This is a genomic window from Streptomyces sp. TOM-9 (genome assembly GCF_056858595.1).
Genome location: NZ_JBXEQB010000001.1, coordinates 289,631 through 315,061, shown reverse-complemented (window position 1 = coordinate 315,061; position 25,431 = coordinate 289,631). Strand labels below are relative to the sequence as shown.

General features: G+C 71.4%; 22 protein-coding genes. 6 read left to right on the top strand and 16 right to left on the bottom strand.

Annotation, left to right across the window (positions count from 1 at the left end; all coding sequences use genetic code 11):
- Positions 1 to 32: 32 nt before the first annotated feature.
- From mmsA to AC1VWI_RS01435, 3 genes are all read left to right on the top strand, one after another.
- Positions 33 to 1,580 (top strand): multiple monosaccharide ABC transporter ATP-binding protein, encoded by a 1,548-nt coding sequence (mmsA, locus tag AC1VWI_RS01445; RefSeq protein WP_499509028.1) that lies wholly within the window; start codon positions 33 to 35, stop codon positions 1,578 to 1,580.
- A complete protein-coding gene (gene mmsB, locus AC1VWI_RS01440) occupies positions 1,577 to 2,875 on the top strand; it encodes a multiple monosaccharide ABC transporter permease (protein ID WP_499509027.1) in 1,299 nt (432 codons plus the stop codon). Before mmsA ends, mmsB begins: the two co-directional genes overlap by 4 nt.
- A 79-nt stretch (positions 2,876 to 2,954) precedes the next feature.
- A complete protein-coding gene (locus tag AC1VWI_RS01435) occupies positions 2,955 to 4,067 on the top strand; it encodes a substrate-binding domain-containing protein (RefSeq protein WP_499509026.1) in 1,113 nt (370 codons plus the stop codon).
- Positions 4,068 to 4,179: 112 nt separating this feature from the next.
- Here the strand turns inward: AC1VWI_RS01435 and AC1VWI_RS01430 are convergent, their stop codons facing one another.
- Together AC1VWI_RS01430 and AC1VWI_RS01425 are read right to left on the bottom strand one after the other, a co-directional pair.
- Positions 4,180 to 4,527, bottom strand: a complete 348-nt coding sequence (locus AC1VWI_RS01430; RefSeq protein WP_499509025.1) for a hypothetical protein — start codon at positions 4,525 to 4,527, stop codon at positions 4,180 to 4,182.
- 222 nt (positions 4,528 to 4,749) lie between these two features.
- On the bottom strand, positions 4,750 to 5,205 hold the full coding sequence (locus AC1VWI_RS01425) for a carboxymuconolactone decarboxylase family protein (protein WP_499516693.1): 456 nt from the start codon (positions 5,203 to 5,205) through the stop codon (positions 4,750 to 4,752).
- Between the two features lie 178 nt (positions 5,206 to 5,383).
- Between AC1VWI_RS01425 and AC1VWI_RS01420 the strand changes: the two genes are divergently transcribed.
- Positions 5,384 to 7,864, top strand: a complete 2,481-nt coding sequence (locus AC1VWI_RS01420) for a helix-turn-helix domain-containing protein (protein WP_499509024.1) — start codon at positions 5,384 to 5,386, stop codon at positions 7,862 to 7,864.
- 122 nt (positions 7,865 to 7,986) lie between these two features.
- Here AC1VWI_RS01420 and AC1VWI_RS01415 read toward each other — a convergent pair whose 3' ends face one another.
- The gene (locus AC1VWI_RS01415; RefSeq protein WP_499509023.1) at positions 7,987 to 8,766 is read right to left on the bottom strand and encodes an oxidoreductase; all 780 of its coding nucleotides are present in this window, start codon (positions 8,764 to 8,766) and stop codon (positions 7,987 to 7,989) included.
- 78 nt (positions 8,767 to 8,844) lie between these two features.
- On the opposite strand from AC1VWI_RS01415, the gene AC1VWI_RS01410 reads away from it, so the two are divergent.
- A complete protein-coding gene (locus tag AC1VWI_RS01410; RefSeq protein WP_499509022.1) occupies positions 8,845 to 9,429 on the top strand; it encodes a TetR/AcrR family transcriptional regulator in 585 nt (194 codons plus the stop codon).
- A gap of 166 nt (positions 9,430 to 9,595) precedes the next feature.
- On the opposite strand, the gene AC1VWI_RS01405 is transcribed toward AC1VWI_RS01410, so the two are convergent.
- The 12 genes from AC1VWI_RS01405 to AC1VWI_RS01350 all read right to left on the bottom strand — a co-directional run bounded on the left by AC1VWI_RS01405 (position 9,596) and on the right by AC1VWI_RS01350 (position 19,992).
- Complete coding sequence (locus AC1VWI_RS01405) at positions 9,596 to 10,033, bottom strand: ATP-binding protein (protein WP_499509021.1); 438 nt, start codon at positions 10,031 to 10,033, stop codon at positions 9,596 to 9,598.
- Between the two features lie 66 nt (positions 10,034 to 10,099).
- Entirely contained in the window at positions 10,100 to 11,125 is a 1,026-nt protein-coding gene (locus tag AC1VWI_RS01400) for a baeRF2 domain-containing protein (RefSeq protein WP_499509020.1), read from the bottom strand.
- 190 nt (positions 11,126 to 11,315) lie between these two features.
- Positions 11,316 to 11,852, bottom strand: a complete 537-nt coding sequence (locus AC1VWI_RS01395; RefSeq protein ID WP_499509019.1) for an NUDIX hydrolase family protein — start codon at positions 11,850 to 11,852, stop codon at positions 11,316 to 11,318.
- 126 nt (positions 11,853 to 11,978) lie between these two features.
- Positions 11,979 to 12,320 (bottom strand): DUF6069 family protein, encoded by a 342-nt coding sequence (locus tag AC1VWI_RS01390; RefSeq protein WP_499509018.1) that lies wholly within the window; start codon positions 12,318 to 12,320, stop codon positions 11,979 to 11,981.
- 414 nt (positions 12,321 to 12,734) lie between these two features.
- Positions 12,735 to 13,733: an RNA polymerase subunit sigma-70 gene (locus AC1VWI_RS01385; protein WP_499509017.1), complete on the bottom strand. Its 999-nt coding sequence runs from the start codon at positions 13,731 to 13,733 to the stop codon at positions 12,735 to 12,737.
- A gap of 183 nt (positions 13,734 to 13,916) precedes the next feature.
- Positions 13,917 to 15,143 (bottom strand): MFS transporter, encoded by a 1,227-nt coding sequence (locus AC1VWI_RS01380; RefSeq protein ID WP_499509016.1) that lies wholly within the window; start codon positions 15,141 to 15,143, stop codon positions 13,917 to 13,919.
- 197 nt (positions 15,144 to 15,340) lie between these two features.
- Positions 15,341 to 16,579, bottom strand: coding sequence for a cation:proton antiporter (locus AC1VWI_RS01375; RefSeq protein WP_499509015.1), 1,239 nt, complete (start codon positions 16,577 to 16,579; stop codon positions 15,341 to 15,343).
- A 2-nt stretch (positions 16,580 to 16,581) separates the two neighbouring features.
- Positions 16,582 to 17,052, bottom strand: coding sequence for a cation:proton antiporter regulatory subunit (locus tag AC1VWI_RS01370; RefSeq protein ID WP_499509014.1), 471 nt, complete (start codon positions 17,050 to 17,052; stop codon positions 16,582 to 16,584).
- A gap of 146 nt (positions 17,053 to 17,198) precedes the next feature.
- Positions 17,199 to 17,570 (bottom strand): ClpX C4-type zinc finger protein, encoded by a 372-nt coding sequence (locus AC1VWI_RS01365; protein ID WP_499509013.1) that lies wholly within the window; start codon positions 17,568 to 17,570, stop codon positions 17,199 to 17,201.
- A gap of 171 nt (positions 17,571 to 17,741) precedes the next feature.
- Positions 17,742 to 18,440, bottom strand: a complete 699-nt coding sequence (locus AC1VWI_RS01360; RefSeq protein ID WP_499509012.1) for an SDR family oxidoreductase — start codon at positions 18,438 to 18,440, stop codon at positions 17,742 to 17,744.
- A 192-nt stretch (positions 18,441 to 18,632) separates the two neighbouring features.
- Positions 18,633 to 19,385 carry an SDR family NAD(P)-dependent oxidoreductase gene (locus tag AC1VWI_RS01355; protein WP_499509011.1) on the bottom strand — a complete coding sequence of 251 codons (753 nt, stop codon included), beginning with the start codon at positions 19,383 to 19,385 and terminating at the stop codon, positions 18,633 to 18,635.
- A 166-nt stretch (positions 19,386 to 19,551) separates the two neighbouring features.
- The gene (locus AC1VWI_RS01350) at positions 19,552 to 19,992 is read right to left on the bottom strand and encodes a MarR family winged helix-turn-helix transcriptional regulator (protein ID WP_499509010.1); all 441 of its coding nucleotides are present in this window, start codon (positions 19,990 to 19,992) and stop codon (positions 19,552 to 19,554) included.
- Between the two features lie 165 nt (positions 19,993 to 20,157).
- On the opposite strand from AC1VWI_RS01350, the gene AC1VWI_RS01345 reads away from it, so the two are divergent.
- Entirely contained in the window at positions 20,158 to 21,612 is a 1,455-nt protein-coding gene (locus AC1VWI_RS01345) for an MFS transporter (RefSeq protein WP_499509009.1), read from the top strand.
- Positions 21,613 to 21,703: 91 nt separating this feature from the next.
- Here the strand turns inward: AC1VWI_RS01345 and AC1VWI_RS01340 are convergent, their stop codons facing one another.
- Positions 21,704 to 25,153 (bottom strand): CARDB domain-containing protein, encoded by a 3,450-nt coding sequence (locus tag AC1VWI_RS01340; protein WP_499509008.1) that lies wholly within the window; start codon positions 25,151 to 25,153, stop codon positions 21,704 to 21,706.
- Positions 25,154 to 25,431: the final 278 nt, after the last annotated feature.

Genomic DNA, 25,431 nt, shown 5'->3' with positions numbered 1-25,431 from the left:
CGCCGCGGCGTCCGCAGCGTGGAGCTCCGCGCATGAGCCGCGCCCCGATGCTGCTGGAGATGCGGTCCATCACCAAGACGTTCCCCGGCGTGACGGCGCTCGCGGACGTCAACCTGGTGGTGAAGGAGGGGGAGATCCACGCGATCTGCGGCGAGAACGGCGCAGGCAAGTCCACCCTCATGAAGGTGCTGAGCGGGGTCCACCCGCACGGCAGTTACACCGGCGAGATCGTCTACCGCGGCGACACCGTGAGGTTCCACGACATCCGGGCCAGCGAGCAGGCCGGCATCGTCATCATCCACCAGGAACTGGCGCTGGTCCCCGGCATGTCGATCACGGAGAACATCTTCCTCGGCAACGAGCCGCGCAAACGCGGCTCGATCGACTGGAGGGCCGCACAGCACCGCGCGGTGGAGCTGATGGAGCGGGTGGGCCTCAAGGAGGACCCGGACACGCTCGTCAAGGACATCGGCGTCGGCAAGCAGCAACTCGTCGAGATCGCGAAGGCGTTCGCCAAGGACGTGAAGCTGCTCATCCTCGACGAGCCGACCGCGGCCCTGAACGAGACCGACTCGCAGCACCTGCTCGACCTGCTGCGCGGCTTCCGGGACCGCGGCATCACCTCGATCATGATCTCCCACAAGCTGAACGAGATCGAGGCGGTCGCCGACACCATCACCATCCTGCGCGACGGCCGGACGATCGAGAGCCTCGACGTCGAGGCCGACGGCGTGAACGAGGACCGCATCGTGCGCGGCATGGTCGGCCGCGAACTCGACAGCCGGTTCCCCGACCACACGCCCGACATCGGCGAGGTGTTCTTCGAGGTCCGCGACTGGACCGTGCGGCACCCCGCGTCCGACGAACGGCTCGTGTGCAAGGGGTCCAGCTTCACGGTGCGGCGCGGTGAGATTGTCGGCTTCGCCGGCCTCATGGGCGCCGGGCGCACCGAACTGGCGATGAGCCTGTTCGGCCGCTCCTACGGCACGTTCCTGTCGGGACGGGTCTTCAAGGACGGCAAGGAGATCCACCTCAAGACGGTGTCGGAGGCCATCCGGCACGGCCTCGCCTACGTCAGCGAGGACCGCAAGTCCGTCGGCCTCAACCTGCTGGACGACATCAAGACCTCGATGGTCGCCGCCAAGCTGTCGAAGATCTCCCGCCGCCAGGTCATCGACCCGGTGAGCGAGCACCGGATCGCCGAGGAGTACCGGCAGAACCTGAGGATCAAGACCCCCAGCGTGGACGAGGAGGTCGTGAAGCTCTCCGGCGGCAACCAGCAGAAGGTCGTCCTCGCCAAGTGGATGTTCACCGACCCCGACCTGCTCATCCTCGACGAGCCCACCCGCGGGATCGACGTGGGCGCCAAGTACGAGATCTACGGGATCATCCAGCGGCTGGTCGGCCAGGGCAAGGGCGTCGTCGTCATCTCCTCGGAGCTGCCCGAGCTCATCGGACTCTGCGACCGCATCTACACCGTGTTCGAAGGCGCCATCACCGGTGAGGTGACACGCCGCGACGCGAACCCGGAACTCCTCATGAAACAGATGACCTCTATGAAGAAGACACCGAGCCCATGAGCCGCATCACAGACCTGCAGAAGAACCTCTTCGGAGGCTCGACCTCCAACGCCCGCCAGTTCGGCATGATCGCCACGCTCGTCGCGATCGTGCTCCTGTTCCAGATCTGGACGGGAGGGCTGACCCTGACCTCCGGCAACCTCATCGCCGTGGTCAGCCAGTACTCCTACATCCTGATCCTGGCCATCGGCATGCTGATGGTGATCGTCGCCGGGCACATCGACCTCTCGGTCGGCTCGGTGGCGGCGTTCACCGGGATCGTGGTCGCCAAGACGATGCAGGAGCACTCGCTCCCCTGGCCCCTCGGCATCGTGCTCGGCCTGCTCGTCGGCGCGGCGATCGGTGCCTGGCAGGGCTTCTGGGTCGCCTACGTGGGGGTGCCGGCGTTCATCGTCACCCTGGCGGGCATGCTCCTGTTCCGCGGCGGCAACCAGTACATCGGCAACGCCGACACCGTGCCGGTCCCCACCGGATTCCGTGACATCGGCGCAGGCTTCCTGCCCGAAGTGGGCCCGGACACCGGATACAACAACCTGACCCTCCTCCTCGGTCTGGTCGCCTGTGCGGGCGTGGCCTGGCGGGAGTGGCAGGCCCGGCAGACCCGGCGCGCCATGCACGCCGACGCCGCGCCGCTGTGGGTCACGGGGATCCGTCTGGTCGTGATGGCGGGCGTCATCGTCTTCGCGACGCTGCGCTTCGCCGGCGGCCGCGTCGGCACCAGCTTCCCGATCTCCGGGATCATCCTGATCGCCCTGGTGCTCGCGTACTCGTACTACACCCGCAACACCATCGGAGGCCGGCACATCTACGCCGTCGGAGGCAACTCCCGCGCGGCCGAACTGTCCGGCGTGAAGCTCCGGCGCGTCAACTTCCTCGTCATGATGAACATGTCCGTGCTGGCCGCGCTCGCCGGCATGATCTTCGTGGCGCGGTCCGCGGCCTCCGGCCCGCAGGACGGTCTGAGCTGGGAACTCGACGCCATCGCGGCCGTGTTCATCGGCGGCGCCGCAGTCTCCGGCGGCCTCGGCACCATCAGCGGCTCCATCGTCGGCGGTCTCGTCATGGCGCTGCTCAACAACGGTCTCCAACTGGAGGGCGTCGGCTCGGACATGGTCCAGATCATCAAGGGCCTGGTCCTGCTCCTCGCCGTCGCCTTCGACGTCTACAGCAAGAGCCAGGGTCGCTTCTCGATCATCGGCACCCTGATGCGTCCGTTCCGCCAGAACGAGACGTCCACACCGGTCGACCCGGCGAACCCGGCCTCCGACCCCGACAAGGCTCCGGTCGCAGGATGACCGACCGGCAGTAACCCAGGGTGCCGCATCAGGGCGGCGCTCGATTCTCCCCGCATCACCAGGAAAGGGCACAACCCACATGCGCAGAACCATCACCAGAGCCGTCGCCGTGATCGGCGCCGCCGCGCTGCTCGCCCTGGGCACGGCGTGCTCCAACGAACGCGAGGGCTCCACCGGCAAGGACACCAGCGACGCCAAGGGCGGCTTCGCGAAGGACGCCCTGGTCGGTGTCGCGCTGCCCGCGAAGACCTCGGAGAACTGGGTGCTCGCCGGTGACCTGTTCACCAACGGCCTGAAGGACGCCGGCTTCAAGGCCGACGTGCAGTACGCGGGCGCCTCGACCACCGTCGCGGACCAGCAGGCGCAGATCTCCTCCATGGTCACCAAGGGCGCGAAGGTCATCGTCATCGGTGCCACCGACGCCTCGCAGCTGTCCACCCAGGTGGCGCAGGCCAAGCAGGCCGGTGCGACGATCATCGCCTACGACCGCCTCATCACCAACACCCCGGACGTCGACTACTACATCGCGTTCGACAACTTCAAGGTCGGCCAGCTGCAGGGCCAGGCGCTGCTGGACGGCATGAAGGCGAAGAAGGCGAAGGGCCCCTACACGATCGAGCTGTTCTCCGGTTCGCCGGACGACAACAACTCGAAGGTGTTCTTCGACGGCGCGATGGAGGTGCTGAAGCCCGCCATCGACAAGGGCGACATCGTTGTCGGTTCCGGTCAGACCGACATCAAGCAGACCGCGACGCAGGGCTGGAAGGCGGAGAACGCCCAGAGCCGTATGGACTCGCTGCTGAACTCCACCTACAACGGCAAGAAGACGCTCGACGGCGTGCTGTCCCCGAACGACACCCTCGCCCGGGCGATCATCACCTCGGTGAAGGGCGCCGGCAAGCCGGTCCCGGTCGTCACCGGCCAGGACTCCGAGGTCGAGTCGGTCAAGTCGATCATGGCGGGTGAGCAGTACTCCACCATCAACAAGGACACCCGCAAGCTCGTCGCCGAGACCATCAAGATGGTCCAGGCCCTGCAGACGGGCGGCAAGCCGACGATCAACGACACCAAGTCGTACAACAACGGCAGCAAGGTCGTCCCGTCGTACCTGCTCCCGCCGGTCATCGTGACCAAGGAGAACGCGGCCGAGGCCTACGCCAACGACCCGAAGCTCTCCCCGCTCACGAAGTAGCTCACGAAGCGGTCGCGCACGACCACTGCCGCCGGTGCCCCGGACCTCGTCCGGGGCACCGGCGGCAGCCGCGTTCCCGGCACCGGAGGACACCGCCGCCACGGGAGCCCGGTCAAGGGCAGCGCAGCAGCCGCCGCGGTCCGATCCCGTCGTCGTGGATGAGCCGGATCTCCGTCCTCCCGACGCCGTCGAGCCCGTGCAGGCACGGGACGCCGATCTCGTCACCGGCCATGGTGATGGCCGCCTCCTTCGCGGCGATCGCGTCGTCCGCATGGTCCACCACGTAGTAGAACCAGGTGGACGCGGGGCCACGGGTACGCACCTTGAACCCCACCAGCCACTTGTCCGCCGAGGTGGCGCGACACGCGGTCGCGTGCGGACGCCGTGGCGTGAGCGCGTACTCCTGGTCGTGTCCACGCGTTCCCCCGATCCCCGGCACGGCCCTGGCGATGTGCAGCATGGCGCGCCTCCTCAATCATCGGTCGTGCCCGGGTGGGACGCGGGAAGAAGTTGAGCCATCTCCCTCCTGACCGGACAGCCCCCGCCGCTGTGACAGCGTCCGGCCGCCCCGTGGGACCCGGCTCAGGCCTCCGCCGCCGTGGACAGCACGGCCTGGGCGGCCGGGCACGCCGGTCCCGGGCGGCGCGTCGTGGACGCGGCCCGGGACCGGACGGCGCGCCCCTCATCCCCAGGCGCCGGCGATCTGCCGCGTCGTGGCGTTGAGCCGGTTGAACAGGTTGGTCACGCCGATCATCAGGACGATCGCGGCGAGCTGCTTCTCGTCGAAGTAGGTGGCGGCCGCGTCCCACACCTCGTCACCGACCGCCTCCGGCCGGTCGGCCAGCCGCGTGGCGGCCTCGGCCAGCGCCAGCGCCGCCCGCTCCTCCTCGCTGAAGTACGGGGCCTCCCGCCACGCGGCGACCGTCGCCAGGCGCTCGTCGCTCACCCCGGCCTTGCGGGCCGTCTTCGCGCCGCCGTCGACGCAGGCGCTGCAGCCGTTGATCTGACTGACCCGCAGGTGCACCAGCTCCAGCGTCTGCCCGTCCACCCCACCGGAGTGCACGACCTTGATCAGCTCCTGGATGGGCTGCATCGCGCCGGGCAGGACGGCGGCCGGGTTCTGCATACGGGACTGCATCATGGTTCTCCCTCTTCCGCTTCGGTGCCCCGCTCCCCGGGGCGTGACTCCATGACAGCGCTTCGGACTTGCCATGACGACGGCGGTGGGACACCGTGGGACAGCCGGAAGGGCCTTGTACAGCGGCGATGCGGCCCGGAGGCGTTCTTCCGGGGCGGGACAGGAAGGCGGGGGACGGGTGGTTGCGCAGCAACGGACGGCGGAGGCCGACCCACCGGAGGAGCTGGCCGCCCGGCTCCGCATGCTCCAGGAGCTGTCCGGACGGGGCGTACGGGCCCTGGCGCGTGACACGGGCCTGAGCTCGTCGTCACTGTCGCGCTACCTCACCGGCCGGACCGTGCCGCCCTGGCCCGCCGTCGTGGCCCTCTGCCGTCTCCTCGCACGCGACCCGCGCCCGCTGCGGCCCCTGTGGGAACGGGCCTCCAACCCGCTGCCCGCGCCCCCGAGGACCAGCCGCCAGGTCCACCCCCCGACGCCACTCGCGTCGGCCCCGCGGCCGCCCCGCAACGATCTGCCGCGTGACGCCACCGACTTCACCGGACGCAGGGACGAACTCGCCGCCGTGCTCGACGCGGTCGGCAGCAGCAGGGTGGTCGCCGTCGACGGCATGGCGGGTGTCGGCAAGACCTGCCTGGCGGTGCACGCCGCGCACCGCCTGGCCGCCGACTACCCCGACGCCCAGCTCTACCTGGACCTGCACGGGTTCACCGAGGGCCGGCGGCCGCTCGACCCCGGCCCCGCCCTGCGGGCGCTGCTCGCGGCGCTCGACGTGCCCTCCGAGAGGATCCCGCAGGAAGGCGTCGAGCAACTGGCCGCCTGCTGGCGCTCGGAACTGGCCCACCGGCGGGCCGTCGTGGTCCTCGACAACGCCGCGGACGCCGGCCAGGTCCGCCCGCTGCTGCCCGGCGCGGGCCCCTCCGTCGCCCTGGTCACCAGCCGCAACCGGCTGCTGGGCCTGGAGGAGGTGCCCCCGGTCTCGCTGGACGTGCTGACCCCGCAGGAGAGCACCGAACTGCTCGCCCGCGCCAGTGGCGAGCCCGGCGGGTCCGACGGGCGGCTGGCCCGCGAACCGCAAGCGGCGGCCGAGGTGCTGCGGCTGTGCGGCAACCTGCCGCTGGCCCTGCGGCTGGCCGCGGCGCGACTGAGGCACCGGCCGGGCTGGACCGTGGCCATCCTCGTCGAGCGGATGGCGGAGGGCCCGACCGAGTTCGACACCGCGTTCGCGATGTCGGTGAACCAGCTGGACCGTGCCCAGCGCCGCCTGTTCCGCCTGCTGAGCCTCCTGCCGGGCTCGACCTTCGACGAGTACGTCGCGGCCGCCCTCGCGGACGTGCCGCTGCGCGACACCCGGGTGATGCTCGAGGACCTGCTCGACGCGCACCTGGTCCAGCAGCCCGCCCCCGGCCGCTACCGGCTGCACGACCTGGTGCACCGGCACGCACTGCGGGCCACCACCGAGCAGGACCCGGCGGCCGAACGGGAGCGGGCACGGGGCCGGGTGCTCGACTACTACGTGCACGCGGCGGCCGCCGCCGACGCCACCATGCCCTTCCTGTCCCGCAGCCGGGAGGCATGCGCGGGCCCGGCCCCTGCGGAGCTGCCGCGGTTCACCGACAAGTACACCGCCCTCGCCTGGTTCGGCGCCGAGTACGCCAATCTGCTGGCCGCCTTCGAGGCCGCCCTCGCCGCCGGGGCCGACGCCCATGTGTGCGAACTGCCGCGCTTCATGAGGTCGTACTTCGCCCGGCGCTGCGGCACCACCCAGCTCAACTCCCTCTTCGAGGGCTCGCTGGCCGCCGCCCGGCGCCTGGGCGACCCGCGGCAACTCGGTGAGGCGCACAGCGATCTGGGCTTCGCACGCCACAACGCGGGCCGGATGGCGGAGGCCGGTGCCGCGTACGAGGCGGCCACCGCCCTGGTGGCGGAGGCGGGGGACCTCCGGGCCGAGGCCGAACTGGCCATGCGGCGCGGCTACCTGAGGTGGGACCAGGGGTACGTCGAGGAGCCGCTGGAGTTGTTCCGCCTGGCGGGGAAGCTGTACGCGGACGCCGACTGCCCGATGGGCACGGCCCACGCCACCGCCTACGAGGCCTGGGCCCTGCTGCAGCTGGGGCACCGCGAGGAAGCGGCGCGACTGGCCCGTCAGGCGATGGAGATCCCGCACGCCGACCCCGCGTGGCCGCCGGCGCTCACCGCGCTCATCACCCTCGGGGTGGCCATCGCGCGTGAGGAACCCGGACGCGCCCGCGGCCATCTGCACCACGCCCTCGCGCTGGCCCGTGAGGACGGGCACCGGCACAACGAGGCCTGGTGCCTGAACTGCCTGGGTGTCGCCCTGCGACGGATGGGCCGCTATGAGGAGGCGCTGGCCAGTCATCGCGAGGCCTTCGCGCTGCTCGACGAGCTCTTCGAGGAGCAGTGGAAGATCCACTTCCTCAACGGCTACGCCGAGACCTGCCGGTTGGCCGGTCTGCCGGAGGAGGCCCTGCGGCTGCACCGGCAGGCGCTCGACCTCGCCCCCCGGGTGGGGCACCGGTACGAGGAGGCGCTGGCCCACGAGGGGATCGCCGCGGTGCTCGACGTCACGGATCCGTCCGCCGCGGCCCAGCACCGTGAGGCCGGACAGGCGATCCTGCGCGAGCTGGTCCCGGGCGCCTGACGCGCGGCGTCACGCCGGGTGCGTTGTCGGTCAGCTGTTCGACCTGACGCCCGGCGGCGTGGGACAGCTCTCGCGCCGCCGGGGTCGTTGTGGACCGTACGAGAGGCTGACCGGACCGGGAGCTAGATGAGGGGGAGTTCACCGCCGTCGACTGTCAGGCTCACTCCGGTGACCCACTGAGCCCGGTCCGATGCGAGGTAGGCGACGGCCTCGGCGATGTCGCGCGGGTCTCCGGGACGCCCCAGAGGAATGCCCGCTGTGGTGGCGGCAAGCGGGACGTCCATCGCGTCGGCGAAGTTCTGGCGGATCGCGTCGGCGCCCGGGGTGAGCACGTTGCCGGGGATGATCGTGGTGACGCGGATTCCGGCAGGGGCGAGCTCGGAAGCGAGCGCTTTGCCGTAGGTGTTGAGGGCGGCCTTGGCGGCAGCGTAGTGAGCCAATGGCGGCGCCGGCGTGAGGGCCGCTCCCGATGAGATGTTGACGATCACGGCGCCCGACCCGGCCTCGCGCAGCGCCGGCAGCAGCGCGTTGTTGACCCTCACGGCGGACAGGTAGTTGAGGTCGAGTGCGTCGATCCATTCCTCATCGGGGATGGATGAGAGGCCCCCGATGTGGGCGCGTGCCGCCGCCGCGTTGTTGACCACGATGTCGACGCCGCCGAGTACGTCGAGCGCTGCCGCAGTGAATGCCCGCACACCCGCGAGCGTGCCGATGTCGCCCTGAATGAAGGTGGCGGCCTTCGGCGTCTCGTCGGAGGCGTTACGCGCAGTGGTGACGACGGTCGCGCCGCCGTCGAGCAGCCGCTGCACGATGGCCGCGCCGATCCCGCGAGTGCCTCCCGTGACGATCGCGCGCTTTCCTGCGAACTCGGTGGGGTCGGGTGAAGTGCTAGTTCTGAACATGCGGTCCAAAATAACAGGTTCTGGACCGAACGTCCAGAAGATCTGGACCGATGGTTCAGAACGGCGTACCATAGAGGCATGGGGCGACCACGGAAATTCAGCGAGCAAGACGTCCTGGCCGCTGTGCATCGGCAGTTCAACGAAACCGGCTACCACGGAACCTCGGTCGACGACCTCTCCCGCGTGACAGGGCTCAGCAAGGGAAGCCTCTACGGCGCGTTCGGCGACAAGGAGTCCCTGTTCCAGCGCATATTCGAGGAGTACTGCGCAAACTCCGACGAGGGCGCCGCCGCCCTGCTCGAAGGCCCGGAGGACCAGGCCCTCGACCGCCTCCGCAAATGGCTCACGGCGCCGGAGGACCACACCGGTCAGCCCGGCTGTCTGCTGGCCAAGGCCACGGCCGAACTGGCGTCGGAGAACGAGGCCATCGCGACCAGGTCACTCGCGGCGTTCGAAGTGCTGCTCGACAGCTGCCGCCAGCTTGTCGAGCAGGCGCAGCGCGCCGGCCACCTGGATCCGGCCGCCGACGCCGAGGCGCTCGGCGGACTGATCGTCGCCACGCATCGCGGGCTCGAAGCGCTCGCCAAGGCAGGGGTCGACGTGAAGACCAGGAACCGAATCGCCGACGCCGCGATCGACAGCATCGCACTGCCGGCTTCTTGACCCGGGAGCCGGCAGGTCCCGTCTGCGGCGCGGCGGACCTTGGTTCCCAGTCCTCTGCGGGAGCGGCCGGTGGGATGGTCGCGGGGCTCGCCGGCCGGGGCGGCCGCCTCCTGCGTACGCGGGCGCGGGGTCCGGTCCGGACCCCGCGCCGTACGACGCCGCCGGGTCAGGCGGCCGGAGCGAGTTCGGCCCAGTGCGTGGCGCGGCCGGTCTCCCAGCGGTCGCCGTGCGCCGAGGCCACCTGGTCCACGATGGTCATGCCCCGGCCGTGTTCGCAGTCGCCGCAGCTGGCGGCCCATTCCCCGATGGAGGCGGCCGGTCCGCCGTCGGTGACCTCCACGCGGACCTGCCCGGTGCTCCGGTCGCGGTCCAGGTGGAGCACGATGGGCGGACGGGCGTATTCGAAGGCGTTGGTGACGAGCTCCGAGACGACCAGCAGGATCTCGTCGGCAGCGGCTGCCGGCACGTTCCAGCGGTGCAGAGCTTCCTTGGTGAGTTTGCGGGCTTCTGCGGGGGCTTCGGGCCGGTAGCAGAGCGCCCAGCTGTCTGTTTGGGCCGGCAGGGACTGCCGGCCCGGCCGCTGCCCTGCGTCGACGGTATCCATCCCATCCCTCTCGTTGTACCTATCGGTACAACACGGGCGGGTCACCGACGATTCCGCAGGCCGGGGCTACGCGCCGGGGTCGCCGCGGCGCAGCAGGACACCGACCCCGTCGTCCAGGGCGAGGGTGCCGCGGGGCACGACCACCAGCTCGGCACCGGTACACGCCGCGGCACGCAGCAGGGCCGCTCCGGCGGGTTCCCCGGGCCCTGCCGGCAGGTGCCCGGGGAGCGGCGGGGGATCGTTGACGAGGACGGCCTCGGCGTCCGCGCGCCCCAGCGCCGCGACGACGGCTGCGGTGCCCTCGCAGGCGGCGCGGTCCTGGGCGCGCTGCATCAGATACGCCTCCAGGCGGGCCTGGTCAGCGGCGTTGAGGCGGCCGCCGAGCTCGCGGGCGAGGTGCTCCTCCAGCAGGGCCCGGTCGGGAGCGCCGCCGGGGTTGCGGGTGCCGACCGTGACGAGGGCGTTGCCCAGGCGTTCCGGCATGTGGTCGACCAGGACACCGGCGGTCCGGGGGTCACCGGGATCGCGGCCCAGCACGAGCACCTCGGCGGCGCCGCGGTCGGCGAGGTCGGTCAGGTCCCCGGCGAGCCGGGGCGCGGTCCGCTGCCAGTCCTCCGCCGGGACGGTCTGCCGGACGGCCGGATCCGTGTCGATGCGTCCGGCCGGCCAGCGCTCCGTCTGGGCGGCGACCTGGATGCCGCCGCCGTCCTCGGTGCGGCCGACGAACAGCGCCAGGTAGGGGAGGTCCGGGGCGCGCTGCACCACCAGGGGCAGGGCGTCGGGCAGGTCGTCGAGGTCGGCGGTGTCGTGCACGGGTGGTTCGGGCAGCTCCGCGGCGAGCACCAGTTCCCCACGGGTGGCGAACAGGGCCTGGCCGTGCCGTCCGGGCAGGTCGTCGTCCATGCCCACCGCGGCGTGCAGGGCGTGGACGGTGGCGGGGTCGGCGCCGTGGGCGGTGAGGTCGTCACGCAGGTGCCGCCAGCGCCGTGCGATGACGCGGTCGGGATCCGCGACGTCCCGGGAGGTGTCCAGGTAGGCGCTCGCCCACGGGCCCGGCCGGTCGAACAGCGGTTGCAGGAACGACAGCTTCATCAGGGTGCCTCCCGGACGGGGCTCCTGTGGCCGGGCGGCGGCCGGGGCCCGCGCGGATCGGTGTGTGCCGGCAACCGGTGCCGGCCCCCCTTGAGCGTGCCCGTACCCGCTGGAGCGCGCCCGTATCCGCGCGGTGGTCCTTCGTGCGTGTGGCGGCGCGGGCAGTGGACCGCCCGGGCCGCCACGGACCTCAGGTGAGGCAGCCGACGTGGGCGAGGGCCTGCCGTAGCAGGACGCCCTGCCCGCCCTGCATCTCCTGCTGCAACTGCGGCGAGGACGCCTCCTGCGGGGTGAACCACACCAGGTCGAGGGCGTCCTGCCGGGGGTGGCAGTCGCCCGCCACGGGGACGACGTAGGCCAGGGACACCGCGTGCTGCCGGGGGTCGTGGAAGGGTGTCACACCCTGTGTCGGGAAGTACTCGGCGATGGTGAAGGGCTGCGGCGAGACCGGGATGCGGGGCAGGGCCATGGGCCCGAGGTCCTTCTCCAGGTGGCGGATGAGCGCCTCGCGGACACGTTCGTGGTGGAGCACCCGCCCGGAGACGAGGGCGCGGCTGACGTTCCCGTCCGGTCCGATGCGCAGGAGGAGACCGATGTGTGTCACCTCCCCGCTGTCGTCGACCCGCACGGGCACGGCGTCGACGTACAGGATCGGCATGCGTGCGCGGGTCAGCTCCAGGTCGTCCGGAGACAGCCAGCCGGGCGTGGTTTCGGTCATGTCGGCCATCGGGTGATCGTACGCGGAGAGCAGGCCACGTGGGGGTGATCGCCGGGGTGCGCCGCGAACCTGTTCGACCCACGTTGGTGCGCTCGCGCACGCCCTTGCGCTGCGCGTTGCTCCGTTGCGGGATCGTCAATCGGTCCGGGTGCGCAGGCTCCGCGCCAGGGTGGGGATCATCACCGTCGCAGGGACGAGGTGCAGCCCGATGAGGGCGGTGGTGGTGGCGGTGTCCGCCCCGGACAGGAGGGGCGGGACCAGCGAGATCGCGGTCAGCGGCACTGCCGTCCACACGAATCGCCTGGCGGGGTGAGCGCTCCGACGAAGAAGAGCGACGGCAATGACGACGCCCACGACCGAGAAGAAGCCGGTCACCACGGCGAACCCGGGCAACGGGATCGTCTCGCCACCATCGGGGACCTCGAAGCCGACGCCGACGGCCTGGGCAAGCGCAGCGGCGAGGGTGGTGGCCACCATCGCTGCGAGCGTGGCGATGAGGCCGGTGCCGGCGAGCCTGCGGAGTCGGTGGGTGTGGCTGGTCCGGCCCGATGCCGGGCCTGCGACGACCCCGGTGTGCCCTTCATGGTGTTCATGTCGTTCCTCCTTGATCCGGTGACCGGCGTACGGGGTGTGGTGACCGGCATGTGACGGTCACGGCCTTGGGGGTGACGATGCGCACCCTCCCCGTGCGACGGCCGGGGTTGCGCAGGGCGCGGACGCCGGTGCCGCGAAGCCAGAGTCCGGCGTCGCGTCCGAGGACCGGCCGGGGCTCGCCGTCGCGCAGCTCCAGCTGCACTCGCCCGCGGGTGACGACGCCGAAGGCGTCGCACCATCGCGCGGCGACCATCGCGACACGAGTACCACCGCGCAGCGCGAGCGTCCGCACCGGGGCTACTCCGTGCCGTCCGCCGGCAGGCGCTCCGGCAGCCCGAGCCGCGGGAACCGGTCGGCGTGGAAGACGACGAGCTCGGTGATCACCCCGCCGGTGACGCGCAGGACGTCGAGCGTCAACGGCAGGTAAGCGCCCTCGCGCTCGTTCCAGAGGTAGAAGGCGACGGCGGGCTGCCGGTTCACCGACGTGGGGACGCCGCGCAGTCCCCGCATGCCTTCGAAGCCGTCCTCGATCCAGCCGGTCACCACCGCGTCGCGGCCCAGGGACAGGCCCGGCGTCGGCGGCATCGAGCAGCGGACGTCGTCACGGAGCATGCCGGCGAGCCGGTCGACGTCCGCGGCCACGCTGGCGTCGGTGAAGCGGCGTACCAGCTCGCGTGTCCCGGAGTCCTCGGCGCCGCCGCTCCAGTCCTGCCGCTCGGCGGGCAGGTGCTCCCGCATGCCGGCGCGGGCCCGTTGCAACGCGCTGTTGACGGAGTTGACGGAGTCGCCGAGGAGTTCCGCGACGTCCTTCGCCGGCCAGCCGAGCACGTCGCGCAGGATGAGTACGGCGCGCGGGCGCGGCGCGAGGTGCTGGACGGCGACGAGGTACGCCAGCTCGATCGTCTCCCGCGCGACGGCGACGGTCTCCGGCTCGTCGGCGTCGGCCGCGGGCAGTTCGTCGAGCAGCCGGTCCGGGTAGGGCTGCAACCACAGCACCTCGCCGCCGGTCGCGGGCTCCGGGCGGCGCTTGGCGAGCAGGTCCAGGCAGGCGTTGGTGGCGATCCGGTACAGCCAGGCGCGGAACGTCGACCGCCCCTCGAAGGTCTCCCGGCGTCGCCAGGCACGCAGGAACGTCTCCTGCACGGTGTCCTCGGCGTCCTCGAACGACCCGAGCATCCGGTAGCAGTGCACGTGCAGCTCCCGCCGGTGCCGCTCCGCCAGCCCCGGGAACGCCGGCTCGTCGACCTCGCCGAGACCGCTCCCGCCCAGCTCCTCCAGCCGCGTGTCCGCACTCATCACGTCATCCTTCCGTCTCGTCGTGTCCCGTCGTACGTGTGACGGGTGCGGGCGCGACAACTCATCACCGTGGTCGGTGGCATGGCACGGACACGCAGGGAACTCCGCCGCCTCGCGGCCCCGGACCAAGGATCCGAAGGCCACGCCTGACGAATGGTCATCTCGTGGAGTCTGCAGGACCCCTTACCGGGAGGGGGCCTGCGCGGTCGCGGCCTCCGCGTCCTTGCGGGCGGCGCGACGCTCCGTCGCCCAGTAGCCGAGGCCGATCAGGGGCAGCGCGGCACCGAGGACGCTGACCGCCGTCCAGCCGTCCGCGTGGTAGGCCAGCGCCCCGAGTTGCGATCCGAGCGCGCCTCCCACGAAGAAGATCGCGATGAAGGCGCTGTTCAGCCGCGACCGCGCGGCGGCGTCGAGCTGGTAGATCGTGTGCTGCCCGAGGATGAGCGAGGTCTGCACGGCCATGTCGATGAGGACCGCGGCGAAGGCGATCAGGATGATGCTGTGCTGCCCGAAGCCCGCGACGGCGAAGGCCACGGCCGCGACGCCGAGGGCGATCCCCGTGACCGGGCGGACGAGGCCGCGGTCCGCCCAGCGGCCCGCCAGCGGTGCCACCGCGGCACCCGCCGCGCCCACGAGCGCGAAGACCGCGACGCCGATCGGCGAGTAGTGGAACGGGCCGGTGAGGAGGAAGGAGACGGGGGTCCAGAAGACGCTGAACGCGCCGAACATGGCCGCCTGGTACAGCCCCCGGCGTCGCAGCGCCGGATGCGTCCGCACCAACTGCACCGTCGAACGCAGGACCCGCCCGTACGACAGGGAGGTCGTCGGGGCGTGCTGCGGCAGGGCGGCGCGCAGCGCCAGGGCCAGGAGCGCCATCAGGACCGCGGAGCCGAGGTAGACGTAGCGCCAGCCCGCGAGGTCGGAGACCAGGCTGCTGACGGTGCGGGACAGCAGGATCCCGGCGAGCAGTCCGCTCATCACCGTCCCGACGATGCGGCCGCGGGCGCGGTCGGGCGCGAGGCTCGCCGCGAACGGCACCAGGATCTGCGCGACGACGGAGGTGGCACCGCTGACCAGGGACGCGACGAGCAGCATCGGGAAGCTCGTGGCGAAACCCGCCACCGCCAAGGAGACCGTGGTGACGGTCAGCAGCGCGGTGACCAGCCGGCGCTTCTCCAGCCGGTCCCCGAGCGGGACCAGGAAGACCATGCCGACCACGTAGCCGATCTGGGTCACCGTGATCAAAGTGCCGGCCGCTGCCGGACCGAGGTGGAAGATCGTGCTCAGCGACGCCAGGAGCGGCTGGGCGTAGTAGAGGTTGGCGACGGTCAGCCCGGAGGCGACGGCCAGCAGCCCGACCAGCCATCCCGGAACGCCGTGGGCGGCCCCGGCGGGCGCCGGACGACGCACGGACCTGGTCGTGCGGGGAGGGGACACGAGGACCTTCTCGTGTCGGGAACCGGTGGTGCGGTTCGGGCGGGTGAGTGGCGGCCGAGCAACTTCTCGCGCCGCTCGGATGAATGCTGCAGCGCCCGCACCCGACGATTGCTTCCCTGGTGAGGAAGATGCATCACGATATCTGTCATCTCTGATGGAGATGACCGCCGTCACCGCCGGGCGGGGGAGTCCTCGGGCGGCGTCACCTCGAACGCCTCGACGGCCCCCGGCAGCGGCTGCGTGAAGGCGTCACGCCGCAGCCGCCGGCCGAGCGCGGTGACCGCGGGTTCGGTGTAGCGGGCCGCCAGGGGCCCGACGACGACCAGGATCAGGACGTACGCGGTGGCCAGGGGCCCGATACGGGGCTGCGTGGCGACGGCGAGGCCCGCGATGACGATGGAGAACTCCCCGCGTGCGACGAGCGCGCCACCCGCCCGCAGCCTGCCCCGCGCATGGATGCCCGCCCGCCGGGCGGCGTACCAACCGGTGACGATCTTGGTTCCCGTGGTGACCAGCGCCAGGGCCAGCGCCGGAAGCAGCACGGGCGGGATCGCCGCCGGATCGGTGGACAGCCCGAAGAACACGAAGAAGACGGCGGCGAACAGATCGCGCAACGGCGTCAGCAGACGTCCCGCTCCCGCCGCGACCTCACCGGACAGGGCGATGCCCACCAGGAACGCCCCGACGGCCGCCGACACCTGCAGTTTCTGGGTGATGCCCGCCACCACCAGCGCCAGGCCGAGCACGACCAGCAGGAGCATCTCGGGGTTGTCGGAGGAGACCGCCTTGCTGAGCAGCCGGCCGTGGCGCAACGCCAGGTACAGCACCGTGCCCACGGTGCCGAGGGCGATCGCCAGCGTCACGCCCCCGGCCGCCAGGCCCAGGCCCGCCAGCAGGGTGGTCAGCAGCGGCAGATAGACCGCCATGGCCAGGTCCTCGATGACGAGGACGCCGAGCACCACGGGCGTCTCGCGGTTGCCAAGCCGGCCGAGGTCGGTGAGCACCTTCGCGATGACACCGGACGAGGAGATCCAGGTGACCCCGGCCAGCGCTACGGCGGCCACCGGCCCCCACCCCAGCAACAGCGCCGCCACCGCGCCGGGTACCGCGTTGAGGACGAGGTCCACGACCCCCGACGGGTACTGCCCGCGCAGATTGGTGACCAGTTCCGACGCGCTGTACTCCAGGCCGAGCAGCAGGAGCAGCAGGACCACGCCGATCTCGGCCCCCACGGAGATGAAGTCCTCGCTCGCCGACAGCGGCACGATGCCGCCGTGCCCGAAGGCCAGTCCGGCCAGCAGGTAGAGCGGGACGGGCGACAGCCCCATCCGGCCGGCGAAGCGCCCGATGAGGCCCAGCCCGAGGATGACGGCGCCGAGCTCGATGAGCAGCGCGGTGGTGTCGTGCATCGTCACTGCCCCGCCACGATCGCGGCCAGTGCGTCCACGCCCTCACGCGTGCCGACGACCACGAGCGTGTCCCCGATCGCCAGCCGGAAGTCCGGCCCGGGAGACGGGTGTGCGGTGGTCCGCCGCATCACTGCCACGACGGAGGCCCCGGTCAGCGTCCGGGCGCGGGTGTCACCCAGCGGCCGTCCCGCGTACGGCGACCTGGAGTCCACCGGGATCTGTTCGGTGACCAGCCCGATGCCCTCCGTCCGCACCGCCTCCAGCGGTGTCGGGTCCAGCAACCGTGCCAGCCCTGCGGCCTCGTCGGCCTCCAGCGGGACCGACATCCCGCACGCGTCGGGATCGTCGGCCTCGTAGAAACCGAGGAACCTCCGTCCGTCCTGGTGGACCACCACCGACAGGTTCCGCCCGGTCCGCGTGGTCACGTCGTACTGCGTGCCGATGCCCGGAAGGGTCGTCCGCCGTATGCCCACTCCTGCCTCCCAGGCGACCCGCACCCCACCCCTGCGGACGGCGCGCTCTTGACCAGCGACTTTTACATCCTTATTACGTTCATCCGGAGCGTTCTATTCCGAACGCGTCGGTCGTCGCGTGGTCGGGCAGAAGGGGGCGGCGCCGGTCACTCCTCGCCGGAGAACCGTTCCCACGCGGACTGCCGGGTGATCCCGAGGGCTTCGCCGATCCGGGTCCAGGTGACACCGCGGCGCCGCAGTTCCTGCACCCATGAGCGCAGATCGGCCTCGGCCTGGTCGATGTGCGCGGCGACGCGCGGGATGTGGCCCAGCATCTCCGCGTCGGTCAGCGACGCCCAGAGCGGCAGGGGAGCCCCCGGCGGGGTGCCCAGACTGCCTTCGATGATCGATGCGGACAGCGCCACGCATTCGTTGCAGATCTGCACACCGGCGCCCGCGACCAGCTTCTCGACCTCGCGGTCGGGCTTGCCGCAGAAGGAGCACCGGGTGAATTCGTCCTGGATGTCAGAGGTGGGCACGGCTCACTCCTAGGTTGTCAGGGATTCCCTGACAACCTAGGGCGTCAGGGAATCCCTGACAATCCGTTCGTCTGCGCCATCTCCACGTCGGAGTCGGTCAGATGAGGAGGTGTCGGCTTGGTCGAAGGGCGGCCCCGGTCCCGCCGCGCGGCGGGACCGGGGCCGGCCGGATCAGGCTGCGGGCCCCACGGCCGGGGGCTGGGACAGGGCGGCCTTGACGCTTCGCGTCTGCTCGTCGGCGAGGACCTCGAACCGGTCGTGCGTCAGGGCCTCCATGGTCAGTTCCGCCACGCTGGCGGCGCTGATCTTCGGCGCGTCCGTCCATGCGCTCAGGTCGGTGTCCACGAATCCGCAGTGCACACCCACGACCAGGGTGCCCTGGTCGTGCAGGCCCTTGCGCAGGGCGTCCGTCAGCGACCACTGCGCGGCCTTGGACGCGGCGTAACCGGGGAACTGCGGCTGCCCGACCCAGGAGGCCAGCGACAGCATGTTCACCAGCGCCCCGCCGCCGTTGCGGGCCAGCACCGGGGCGAAGGCCCGGGACACCGCCCACGTGCCGAAGTAGTTGACCTCCATCGCCTGCCGCGCGCCGTCGAGGCCGCCCGACAGCAGCCCGGTGGTCGCGCCGCCGATGCCGGCGTTGTTGACCAGGACGGAGACGTCGCCCGCCGCCTCGGCGGCCGCGGCTATCTGCGCCTCGTCCGTCACGTCCAGCCGCAGCGGGACGAGGTCCGGATCGGTCACGCTCTTCGGGTCGCGGACGCCGGCGTAGACCTTGGCCGCGCCCTGCTCCAGGAGCGCCCGGGCGAACGCGCGCCCGATCCCTCGGTTGGCTCCCGTCACCAGGGCGACGGATCCCTTGATGTCCATACGGCTTTCCTTTGCGGCACGCCCTCTCGGCAGGGCACCGGACACAGCTCGAGCACGTGGCCCTTCGGGGCCCGCCGTTCCAGGCTAGCATCTGGATTTAACAATGAAAGTCAGATGTCGCCGGCGGTGGCGACGACACGGCCCCACCCGCGAAACCGCAGGTGGGGCCGGGGCGGGGCCTGTGTGTCCGCCTCAGAGGGCGAGGGCGCCGCCGTCGATCGGGAGGGTGGCGCCGTGGATGTGCGCGGCGTCGTCGCCGGCGAGGAAGACCACCGCGGCGGCTACCTCCTGGGCGGTGCCCGGCCGCTTGGCGGGGTAGTTCCGGGCGAGCTTCTCCAGCAGGGTGCGGTAGACCTCGTTGGCCTCGGTGACGGTGGGGCCGGGGGCGACGGTGTTGACCCGCACCCCCTTGGAGGCCAGCTCGACCGCCCAGGACTTCGTCAGCGAGTGCAGACCGGCCTTGGTGGCCCCGTAGAGCGCGGCGAAGTCCATGCCGACGACGCCGTTGATCGACCCCACGTTGATCACCGATCCGGAGCCGCGCTCCACCATGGCGGGCACCAGCGCGGCCGCGAGCAGGAACGGGACCTTGACGTTGACCGCCAGCGCCTCGTCGATCTGCTCCTCGGTCGCCTCCGTCATCGACTGCGGCGGGACCAGGTAGGCGGCGTTGTTCACCAGGATGTCGATCGGCCCGCCCGCGGCCGTCGACGCCTCCTGCGCCAGCCGCCGGACCTCCGTACCGCCCACCGCCAGATCGGCCTGGACGAAGTGCGCGCGGCCCCCCTGCGCCGTGATCGCCTCGACGACCCCGGCACCGCGCTCCGCGCTGCGCCCGGTGACCACGACGGTGGCACCCTCGCGTGCCAGGGCTTCCGCGACCGCACGGCCGATGCCGCTCGTCGAACCGGTGACGAGTGCGGCGCGGCCCGGTAGACGTCCCATTGCACAACCTCCAAGGAATGACGGGTACTTCCGCGGGTGGCGGCGCGGGCGAGCCGGACCGGTCGCAGAAGTGATTGCTGCGTCAAGTAAATCGAGGAGTGCTTGACCCGTCAAATATCGTGCCGGTGAGGTGGGTTGGCGGACCGCCGGCCGGGCGCCAGGCGGTTCAGGGGCGGGGCCAGGGCCGTCCGGCGAGGCGTTCGATGTCGGTGTTGAAGCGCCTGAGGTAGGAGGCGAAGGCGGCGATGTCCTGGTCCGGCCAGTCGGCCATGACCTTGTCCAGGCCGCCGATGATGGCGTCGCGCTCCTCGTCCAGCATGCGGGCGCCCTGGGGGGTGATGCGGAACTTGCGCGCCATTCCGCCCTCCGGGTCGGGGATGCGTTCCACGAGCCCGGCGCGCATCGCCGCGGCGGTCTGCCGGTTGAGGGTCGAGGCGTCGAGCGCGAAGGCCTCGCTCAGCTCGCCGATCGACATGGGCCCCTGGACCCGGATGCGGCTGAGGAGGATGTAGGCGCTGCGGTCCAGGGCGCCGGACCGGTGGCGCAGCAGTTCGTGGCGGCTGAGGAGCATCTGCTCGTACTCGACCTCGTGGGTGGACCTGCCCATACGTCTTCCGCCTCCTGCCGTCCGCCGGGCCGCCGGGGTGCGTGTGCGGCGCCCGCTGTCATCCTCGCACAGCGCGTGCACCAGCCACATCATGTGCGCGATGCACTTCCTATGTACGATGCACATCGATCCCGAATGCAGGACCGTCAGGCGAGGAGTGCCGTCATGAACGCCCCACAACCCACCGCCCGTGCAGGGGGCGTGGTCGCCACGCTGGCCCTCGCCGGCATCACCGCCGCGATCATGCAGACGCTCGTCACCCCGCTGCTGACGGAGCTGCCCCAGATCCTGCACACCTCGTCCTCGAACGCCGCCTGGGTGATCACCGCCACCCTTCTGGTGGCGGCCGTGTGCGTGCCCGTCTTCGGGCGCCTCGGCGACCTGGTGGGCAAACGGCGCATGCTGGTCGTCTGCTCGGTGCCGCTCGTGGCGGGCTCGGTGGTGTGCGCCCTGTCGTCCTCCGTCACGCCGATGATCGTCGGACGGGGTCTGCAGGGCATGGGCATGGGCATGGTGCCGCTCGGCATCGCCCTGCTCCGTGACGTGGTCCCCGCGGAGAAGCTCAGCTCCTCCATCGCCCTGGTCAGCGCCTCCATGGGCATCGGCGGCGGCCTGGGCCTGCCGATCGCCGCCGCGATCGCCCAGTACGCCGACTGGCGCGTGCTCTTCTGGGGCTCCGCGGGCCTGGCCGCCGTCGTCGCGGTGCTGATCTGGTTCTTCATCCCCGAGGTTCCCGCCGGCGCCAAGGGCCAGCGCTTCGACGTGCCCGGCGCGCTCGGCCTCGGCGTCGGACTGGTCTGCCTGCTGCTCGCCGTCTCCAAGGGAGCCGACTGGGGCTGGGGTTCGGCGACCACGCTCGGCCTGTTCGGTGCCGCCGTCGTCGTGCTGGCCGGCTGGGGCTGGTGGGAACTGCGCACCCGCGACCCGCTGGTCGACCTGCGGACCACGGCCCGGCCCCGGGTGCTGATCACCAACCTGGCCTCGGTCTTCGTGGGCTTCGGCATGTACGCCGGGATGCTGGTCGTCCCGCAGCTGCTGCAGTTCCCGAAGGCGACCGGCTACGGCCTCGGCCAGTCCATGCTCGCGGCGGGTCTGTGGCTCCTGCCGGGCGGCATCATGATGATGATCGTCTCTCCCCTGGGCGGCAAGCTGACCAATGCCCGCGGCCCCAAGTTCACCCTGATGTGCGGCGCCCTGGTCCTCGCCGCCGGGTACGGCCTGTCGCTGGTGCTGACGGGCTCCGCCTGGGGTCTGATGCTGGCGGTCATGGTCGTCAACAGCGGCGTGGGACTCGCGTACGGATCGATGCCCGCCCTGATCATGGGTTCGGTCCCGCTGTCGGAGACGGCCGCCGCCAACGGCTTCAACGCCCTGATGCGTTCGCTCGGCACCTCGGTGGGCGCCGCCGTGATCGGTGTCGTCCTCTCCCAGATGACCACGACCGTGGGCGGCTACACCTTCACCTCCGAGAACGGCTTCCGCACCGGGCTGGTGATCGGCTGCGGCATCGCGCTGGTCGCCGCGCTCGTCGCCATGGCCATCCCGGCCGCCCGCGCCGCGTCGGGCGACGCAGAGGCCGCGCCGGCCCCCGAGCTCCGCAAGGCGGCGCTGGACGGCTGAACCGCCGCACCGCCGCACCGCAGGGCGTGCGGTGCGGCGGTGCGGCGGTGCGGGGTCCCCGGCTCGCGGTGAGCCGGGGACCCCGCCGGTTTCAGACGGACCTGCGTGCCGCGGACGCGCCGTTCGGCGATCCGGTGATGGTGAACTGGGAACCGGGCTCGATCAGTACGCTGCCCTGGGCCGAGTTCGTGATCGTGACGTTGGTCAGGGTGGCACTGCCGCGGGCGCCGCTCATCGCGAGGATGCCGGAGCCGCCCACGGAGTTGTCGATGCGGACGTCGGTGACCTTGACGCCGGGCATGGAGCCGCCGCCCGTCTTGAACTGGATGCCGTCGTAGGTCGAGTCGTGGATCTCGGTGTCCCGGATGGTCACGCCCGGGATGTCCGTGCCCTGGGCGAAGAGCGTGATGGCGCCGAACTCCTGCGCCTCGCCCCAGAACGCGCCGCCCGTCCGGTACAGGGCGTTGCCCGAGATGGTGGTCTGACCGGAGAAGGGGATCGGGTCGTGGTCGGTGGCGAGCATGATGCCCGGGTAGTTCATCGTGTCGGAGACGATGTTGTTCTCGATGGTGTTGCCGTAGCCGCCGTAGACCGCGATGCCGTTGGCCCGCCAGGGCAGCTGGATGGTGTTGTTGCGGAAGTGGTTGTCGTGGCCGACGTCGACGGAGGTGTCCTTGACGTACTTGCTGGCCCACACCGCCAGCGCGTCGTCGCCGGTGTTGCGGAACGAGGAGTTGTAGACGGTGGAGTTGCGGGTGCCGTTGGCGAAGTTGATGCCGTCGGCGTAGGTGTCGCGGATCCGGACGCCGGTGAACTCCAGCCCGTCGCCGGGGCCCCACAGCTCGGGGATGTTGGAGTAGTCACGGCCGACCCAGACGCCGACGTTGGCGTGCTCGATCCACACGTTGGTGATCTTCGTGTCCTTGCCGAAGCGCCCGTTGAGGCCGACGCCGCCCTCGGCGTTGCCGTCGCCGCCGCGGATGGTGCCCGAGCCGAAGATGGCGATGTCGGAGATCTGGGTGTTGCCGTCGATGTCGAAGCCGAAGTTGCCCTCGTGCGGGTGGTTGATGCCCCCGGCGTTCTGCGGCGGGGTCAGGGTGTAGAGCTGGGAGTGCCACATGCCCGCGCCGCGGATGGTGACGTCCTTGATGCCCACCTGGTTGTACTGGCCGCGGTTGAGCGGGTCGTCGGTGAGGATCTTCTGCTCCTGCCGCCACTGCCCGGCCGGGATCCACACGCAGGGGATCTGGCCGTTCTGGTCGGCGGTGACCGCCCGCTGGATGGCGTCGGTGTCGTCGAGCCCGTCGCCGGGGACGGCCCCGTACTCGGTGATCGAGGTGCAGTTGGCCGGCTTGCTCAGCGGGGGAGCCACCTGCTCCAGGTCGATCAGGTCGATGACGTAGTAGGCCGCCGAGTCGCCTGCGTCACGCTGCAGACGGAACGTGGTGCCCTGCGGGTACGTGCCCGACAGCAGCGCGTGCGCCTCGTCGAACAGCCGCCGCGCGTCGCCGCCCGGCCGGTTGGTCAGCCCCTCCGGGTCGTCGGTGCTGCCGTACAGCCAGCTGTGCTTGGAGGACAGGTTCAGCTTCTGCACGAACGTGCCGTCGGCGTACAGGCTGATGGTGGCGTCGGCTCCGCCGCCGGCGGAGGAGTCGGGGATGGAGTTGCGCACCACGATGGAGTTGGTGGACGTGGTGGAGGTGAACTCGACGTACTGGCCGCCCGAGTCGAGGCGGACGGACTTGCGGCCCGAGGACTCGGTGGCGAAGTTCGTGTGCCCGAAGGTCCGCTTGGCGTCGGCGGTGAGCAGGGTGCCCTGGTAGCGGCCGTCCTCGGCCTCGTACTCGGTGTACGGCAGGGCGGCGCCGCGTCCGACGACGAGGGACTTGGCGAGCACGTTGTTGTTCTCGTTGGTCTCGGTGACGACTCCGGTGGCGTCCGCGGTGGCGGTGAGCGTGGCCCCGCCGGCGGTCGCCGTCCAGGTCCCGCTGATCGCCACGGTGACCGTGGCACCGGCCGCGACCTGACCGGTCGTTCCGTTGAGCGTGGTGGTGCCGGCCTGGAGCCGGGTCACCGAACCTGCCGCGGCGGCGGTGATGCCGCGGTTGTGCACGGCGACGGTGAAGGAGACGGACGCGCCCACGGCCGGATTCGCCGGGTTCGTGGCGATCGAGGTCACCTCGAGGTCGGGGCCGGGGGCCTGGCTGACGACCAGCCGGTCCGCGGCGTTCCGGCTGTTGTTGGTGTCGTCCAGCTCGGCGACCGTGTTGCGCGGGTCGACCACCGCGGAGACGGCGTAGCTCCCGGCCGCGCGGGTGCCGGTGGAGACGGCGACGGTGGCGGACGCACCCGGGTCGAGGGCGGGCACGTCGGCGCTGCCGGCGACCGTGCCCTCCACGTTGACGTCCACGGTCGTCGCGGCCGAGCGCGCGGTGCCGGCGTTGCGCACCCCGGCGTTCACGGTGACCGGGTCCCGCTCCGACGGGGCGGCCGGTGACCAGGTGAGGCCCGTGACGGTGAGGTCGGGCGCGGGTGCCGCGGTGCCGACGACCTGGAACTCGGCGACCTGCCCGCCGGGCGCGCCGGTGTTGGAGGAGAACCGCAGGCGCACGTCGGCCCAGCGGCCGCTGACCGGGATGGTCACCGCGTTGCCCGTTCCCGGGCTGAAGGCGTAGTCCGCGCGGTCGCGCAGTGAGGTGAAGCCGGTGTCGGACGCCCCGCGGCCCAGCACCTGGATGCCCTGGGTCCTGGCGCCCCACACCGGGTCCGGGTTGAGCTTGACCACTACGGCGGTGACGTCCGCTGCGGAGCCCAGCTTCACGGTGAGGTCAGCCGGGTGGCCGGCCGCCTCCCAGTAGGTGGAGGTGGAGTCGTCGGTGGCGTTGGCGGCGACGTAGGTCTGCGTCGACGACGTGGCCTCGACCGGCTTGTTGCGCGCCAGGTTGGTGCCGGTGGGCGGCGGGTCGGTGCTGCCGCCGTCGTCTCCGTACACCTCCAGCTCGGACAGCTGCGCGGCGTTCCAGCCTGTGTTGCCGGTGACGTTGACGCGGACGTACCGGCCGTTGACGGGCGAGCTCAGGTCCACGGCGACGGTGTTGGCCTGGGCCGGGTTGAACACCCGGCCGGCGGAGGCGGAGAGCGTGGTGAACGAGGATCCGTCGGTGCTGCTCTGCAGGGAGAGCGTCTGCGTCCGGGTCTCCCAGCCGGACGGCAGTTTGAGCACGATCCGGTCGACGGCACGGGTGGCGCCGAGGTCGACCTGCACCCACTGGGGGAAGGAGCCGGCCGGGCCCTCCCAGTAGGAGGCCTGGGCGCCGTCGGTGGTGTTCCCGGCCGGGTATGCGCCGAGGGAACCACCGGCGGTGGCAGGGCGGCCGAGGGCGAGGTTGACGTCGGCAGCGGCAGCGGCAGCGGCAGCGGCAGCGTCCGAGGCCGTGGGGGCTGCCTGGGCGGTGGCGGAGATCGGTAACAGCCCGACCGTCATGAGCCCGGCCAGGGCGGCGGCGGACAGCGACCGTCGGCCGAGGGGTCTCCAATGCATGGGGTCCTCTATTCGGTGGGGGGCGGGGAGCGCGGCAGCCGGGCGAGGAGGAACCAGAAGAAGCAGCAGAAGCAGGGGAAGCGGGGACCGAAGGGGACCGTCCCGACGTGAGAGCCGGCCATGCACGCCAATTGAGTCAGCCAGTCAACTTCTTGCGGAAACTGCGTCATTAGGTTTCTCGTACGTCTCGGATTTGTCAACAGCTTGTAATTCAGGGGTAGTTGAGCCCGAGCCGTGCTTGCGTCACTTGCGGAGCACTTGCGCGGGTGGGTCTATCG

Bases quoted from the DNA above. Each gene is read 5' to 3' on its own strand.
- AC1VWI_RS01430 (WP_499509025.1), bottom strand. From the start codon at position 4,527: ATGCTGCACATCGCCAGGGCCGTGCCGGGGATCGGGGGAACGCGTGGA.
- AC1VWI_RS01405 (WP_499509021.1), bottom strand. From the start codon at position 10,033: ATGGATACCGTCGACGCAGGGCAGCGGCCGGGCCGGCAGTCCCTGCCG.
- AC1VWI_RS01425 (WP_499516693.1), bottom strand. From the start codon at position 5,205: ATGCAGTCCCGTATGCAGAACCCGGCCGCCGTCCTGCCCGGCGCGATG.
- AC1VWI_RS01400 (WP_499509020.1), bottom strand. From the start codon at position 11,125: ATGAAGCTGTCGTTCCTGCAACCGCTGTTCGACCGGCCGGGCCCGTGG.
- AC1VWI_RS01375 (WP_499509015.1), bottom strand. From the start codon at position 16,579: ATGCACGACACCACCGCGCTGCTCATCGAGCTCGGCGCCGTCATCCTC.
- AC1VWI_RS01350 (WP_499509010.1), bottom strand. From the start codon at position 19,992: ATGGGCAGGTCCACCCACGAGGTCGAGTACGAGCAGATGCTCCTCAGC.
- AC1VWI_RS01345 (WP_499509009.1), top strand. From the start codon at position 20,158: ATGAACGCCCCACAACCCACCGCCCGTGCAGGGGGCGTGGTCGCCACG.
- AC1VWI_RS01390 (WP_499509018.1), bottom strand. From the start codon at position 12,320: ATGGTGGCCACCACCCTCGCCGCTGCGCTTGCCCAGGCCGTCGGCGTC.
- AC1VWI_RS01355 (WP_499509011.1), bottom strand. From the start codon at position 19,385: ATGGGACGTCTACCGGGCCGCGCCGCACTCGTCACCGGTTCGACGAGC.
- mmsB (WP_499509027.1), top strand. From the start codon at position 1,577: ATGAGCCGCATCACAGACCTGCAGAAGAACCTCTTCGGAGGCTCGACC.
- AC1VWI_RS01410 (WP_499509022.1), top strand. From the start codon at position 8,845: ATGGGGCGACCACGGAAATTCAGCGAGCAAGACGTCCTGGCCGCTGTG.
- mmsA (WP_499509028.1), top strand. From the start codon at position 33: ATGAGCCGCGCCCCGATGCTGCTGGAGATGCGGTCCATCACCAAGACG.
- AC1VWI_RS01435 (WP_499509026.1), top strand. From the start codon at position 2,955: ATGCGCAGAACCATCACCAGAGCCGTCGCCGTGATCGGCGCCGCCGCG.
- AC1VWI_RS01360 (WP_499509012.1), bottom strand. From the start codon at position 18,440: ATGGACATCAAGGGATCCGTCGCCCTGGTGACGGGAGCCAACCGAGGG.
- AC1VWI_RS01415 (WP_499509023.1), bottom strand. From the start codon at position 8,766: ATGTTCAGAACTAGCACTTCACCCGACCCCACCGAGTTCGCAGGAAAG.
- AC1VWI_RS01395 (WP_499509019.1), bottom strand. From the start codon at position 11,852: ATGGCCGACATGACCGAAACCACGCCCGGCTGGCTGTCTCCGGACGAC.
- AC1VWI_RS01385 (WP_499509017.1), bottom strand. From the start codon at position 13,733: ATGAGTGCGGACACGCGGCTGGAGGAGCTGGGCGGGAGCGGTCTCGGC.
- AC1VWI_RS01340 (WP_499509008.1), bottom strand. From the start codon at position 25,153: ATGCATTGGAGACCCCTCGGCCGACGGTCGCTGTCCGCCGCCGCCCTG.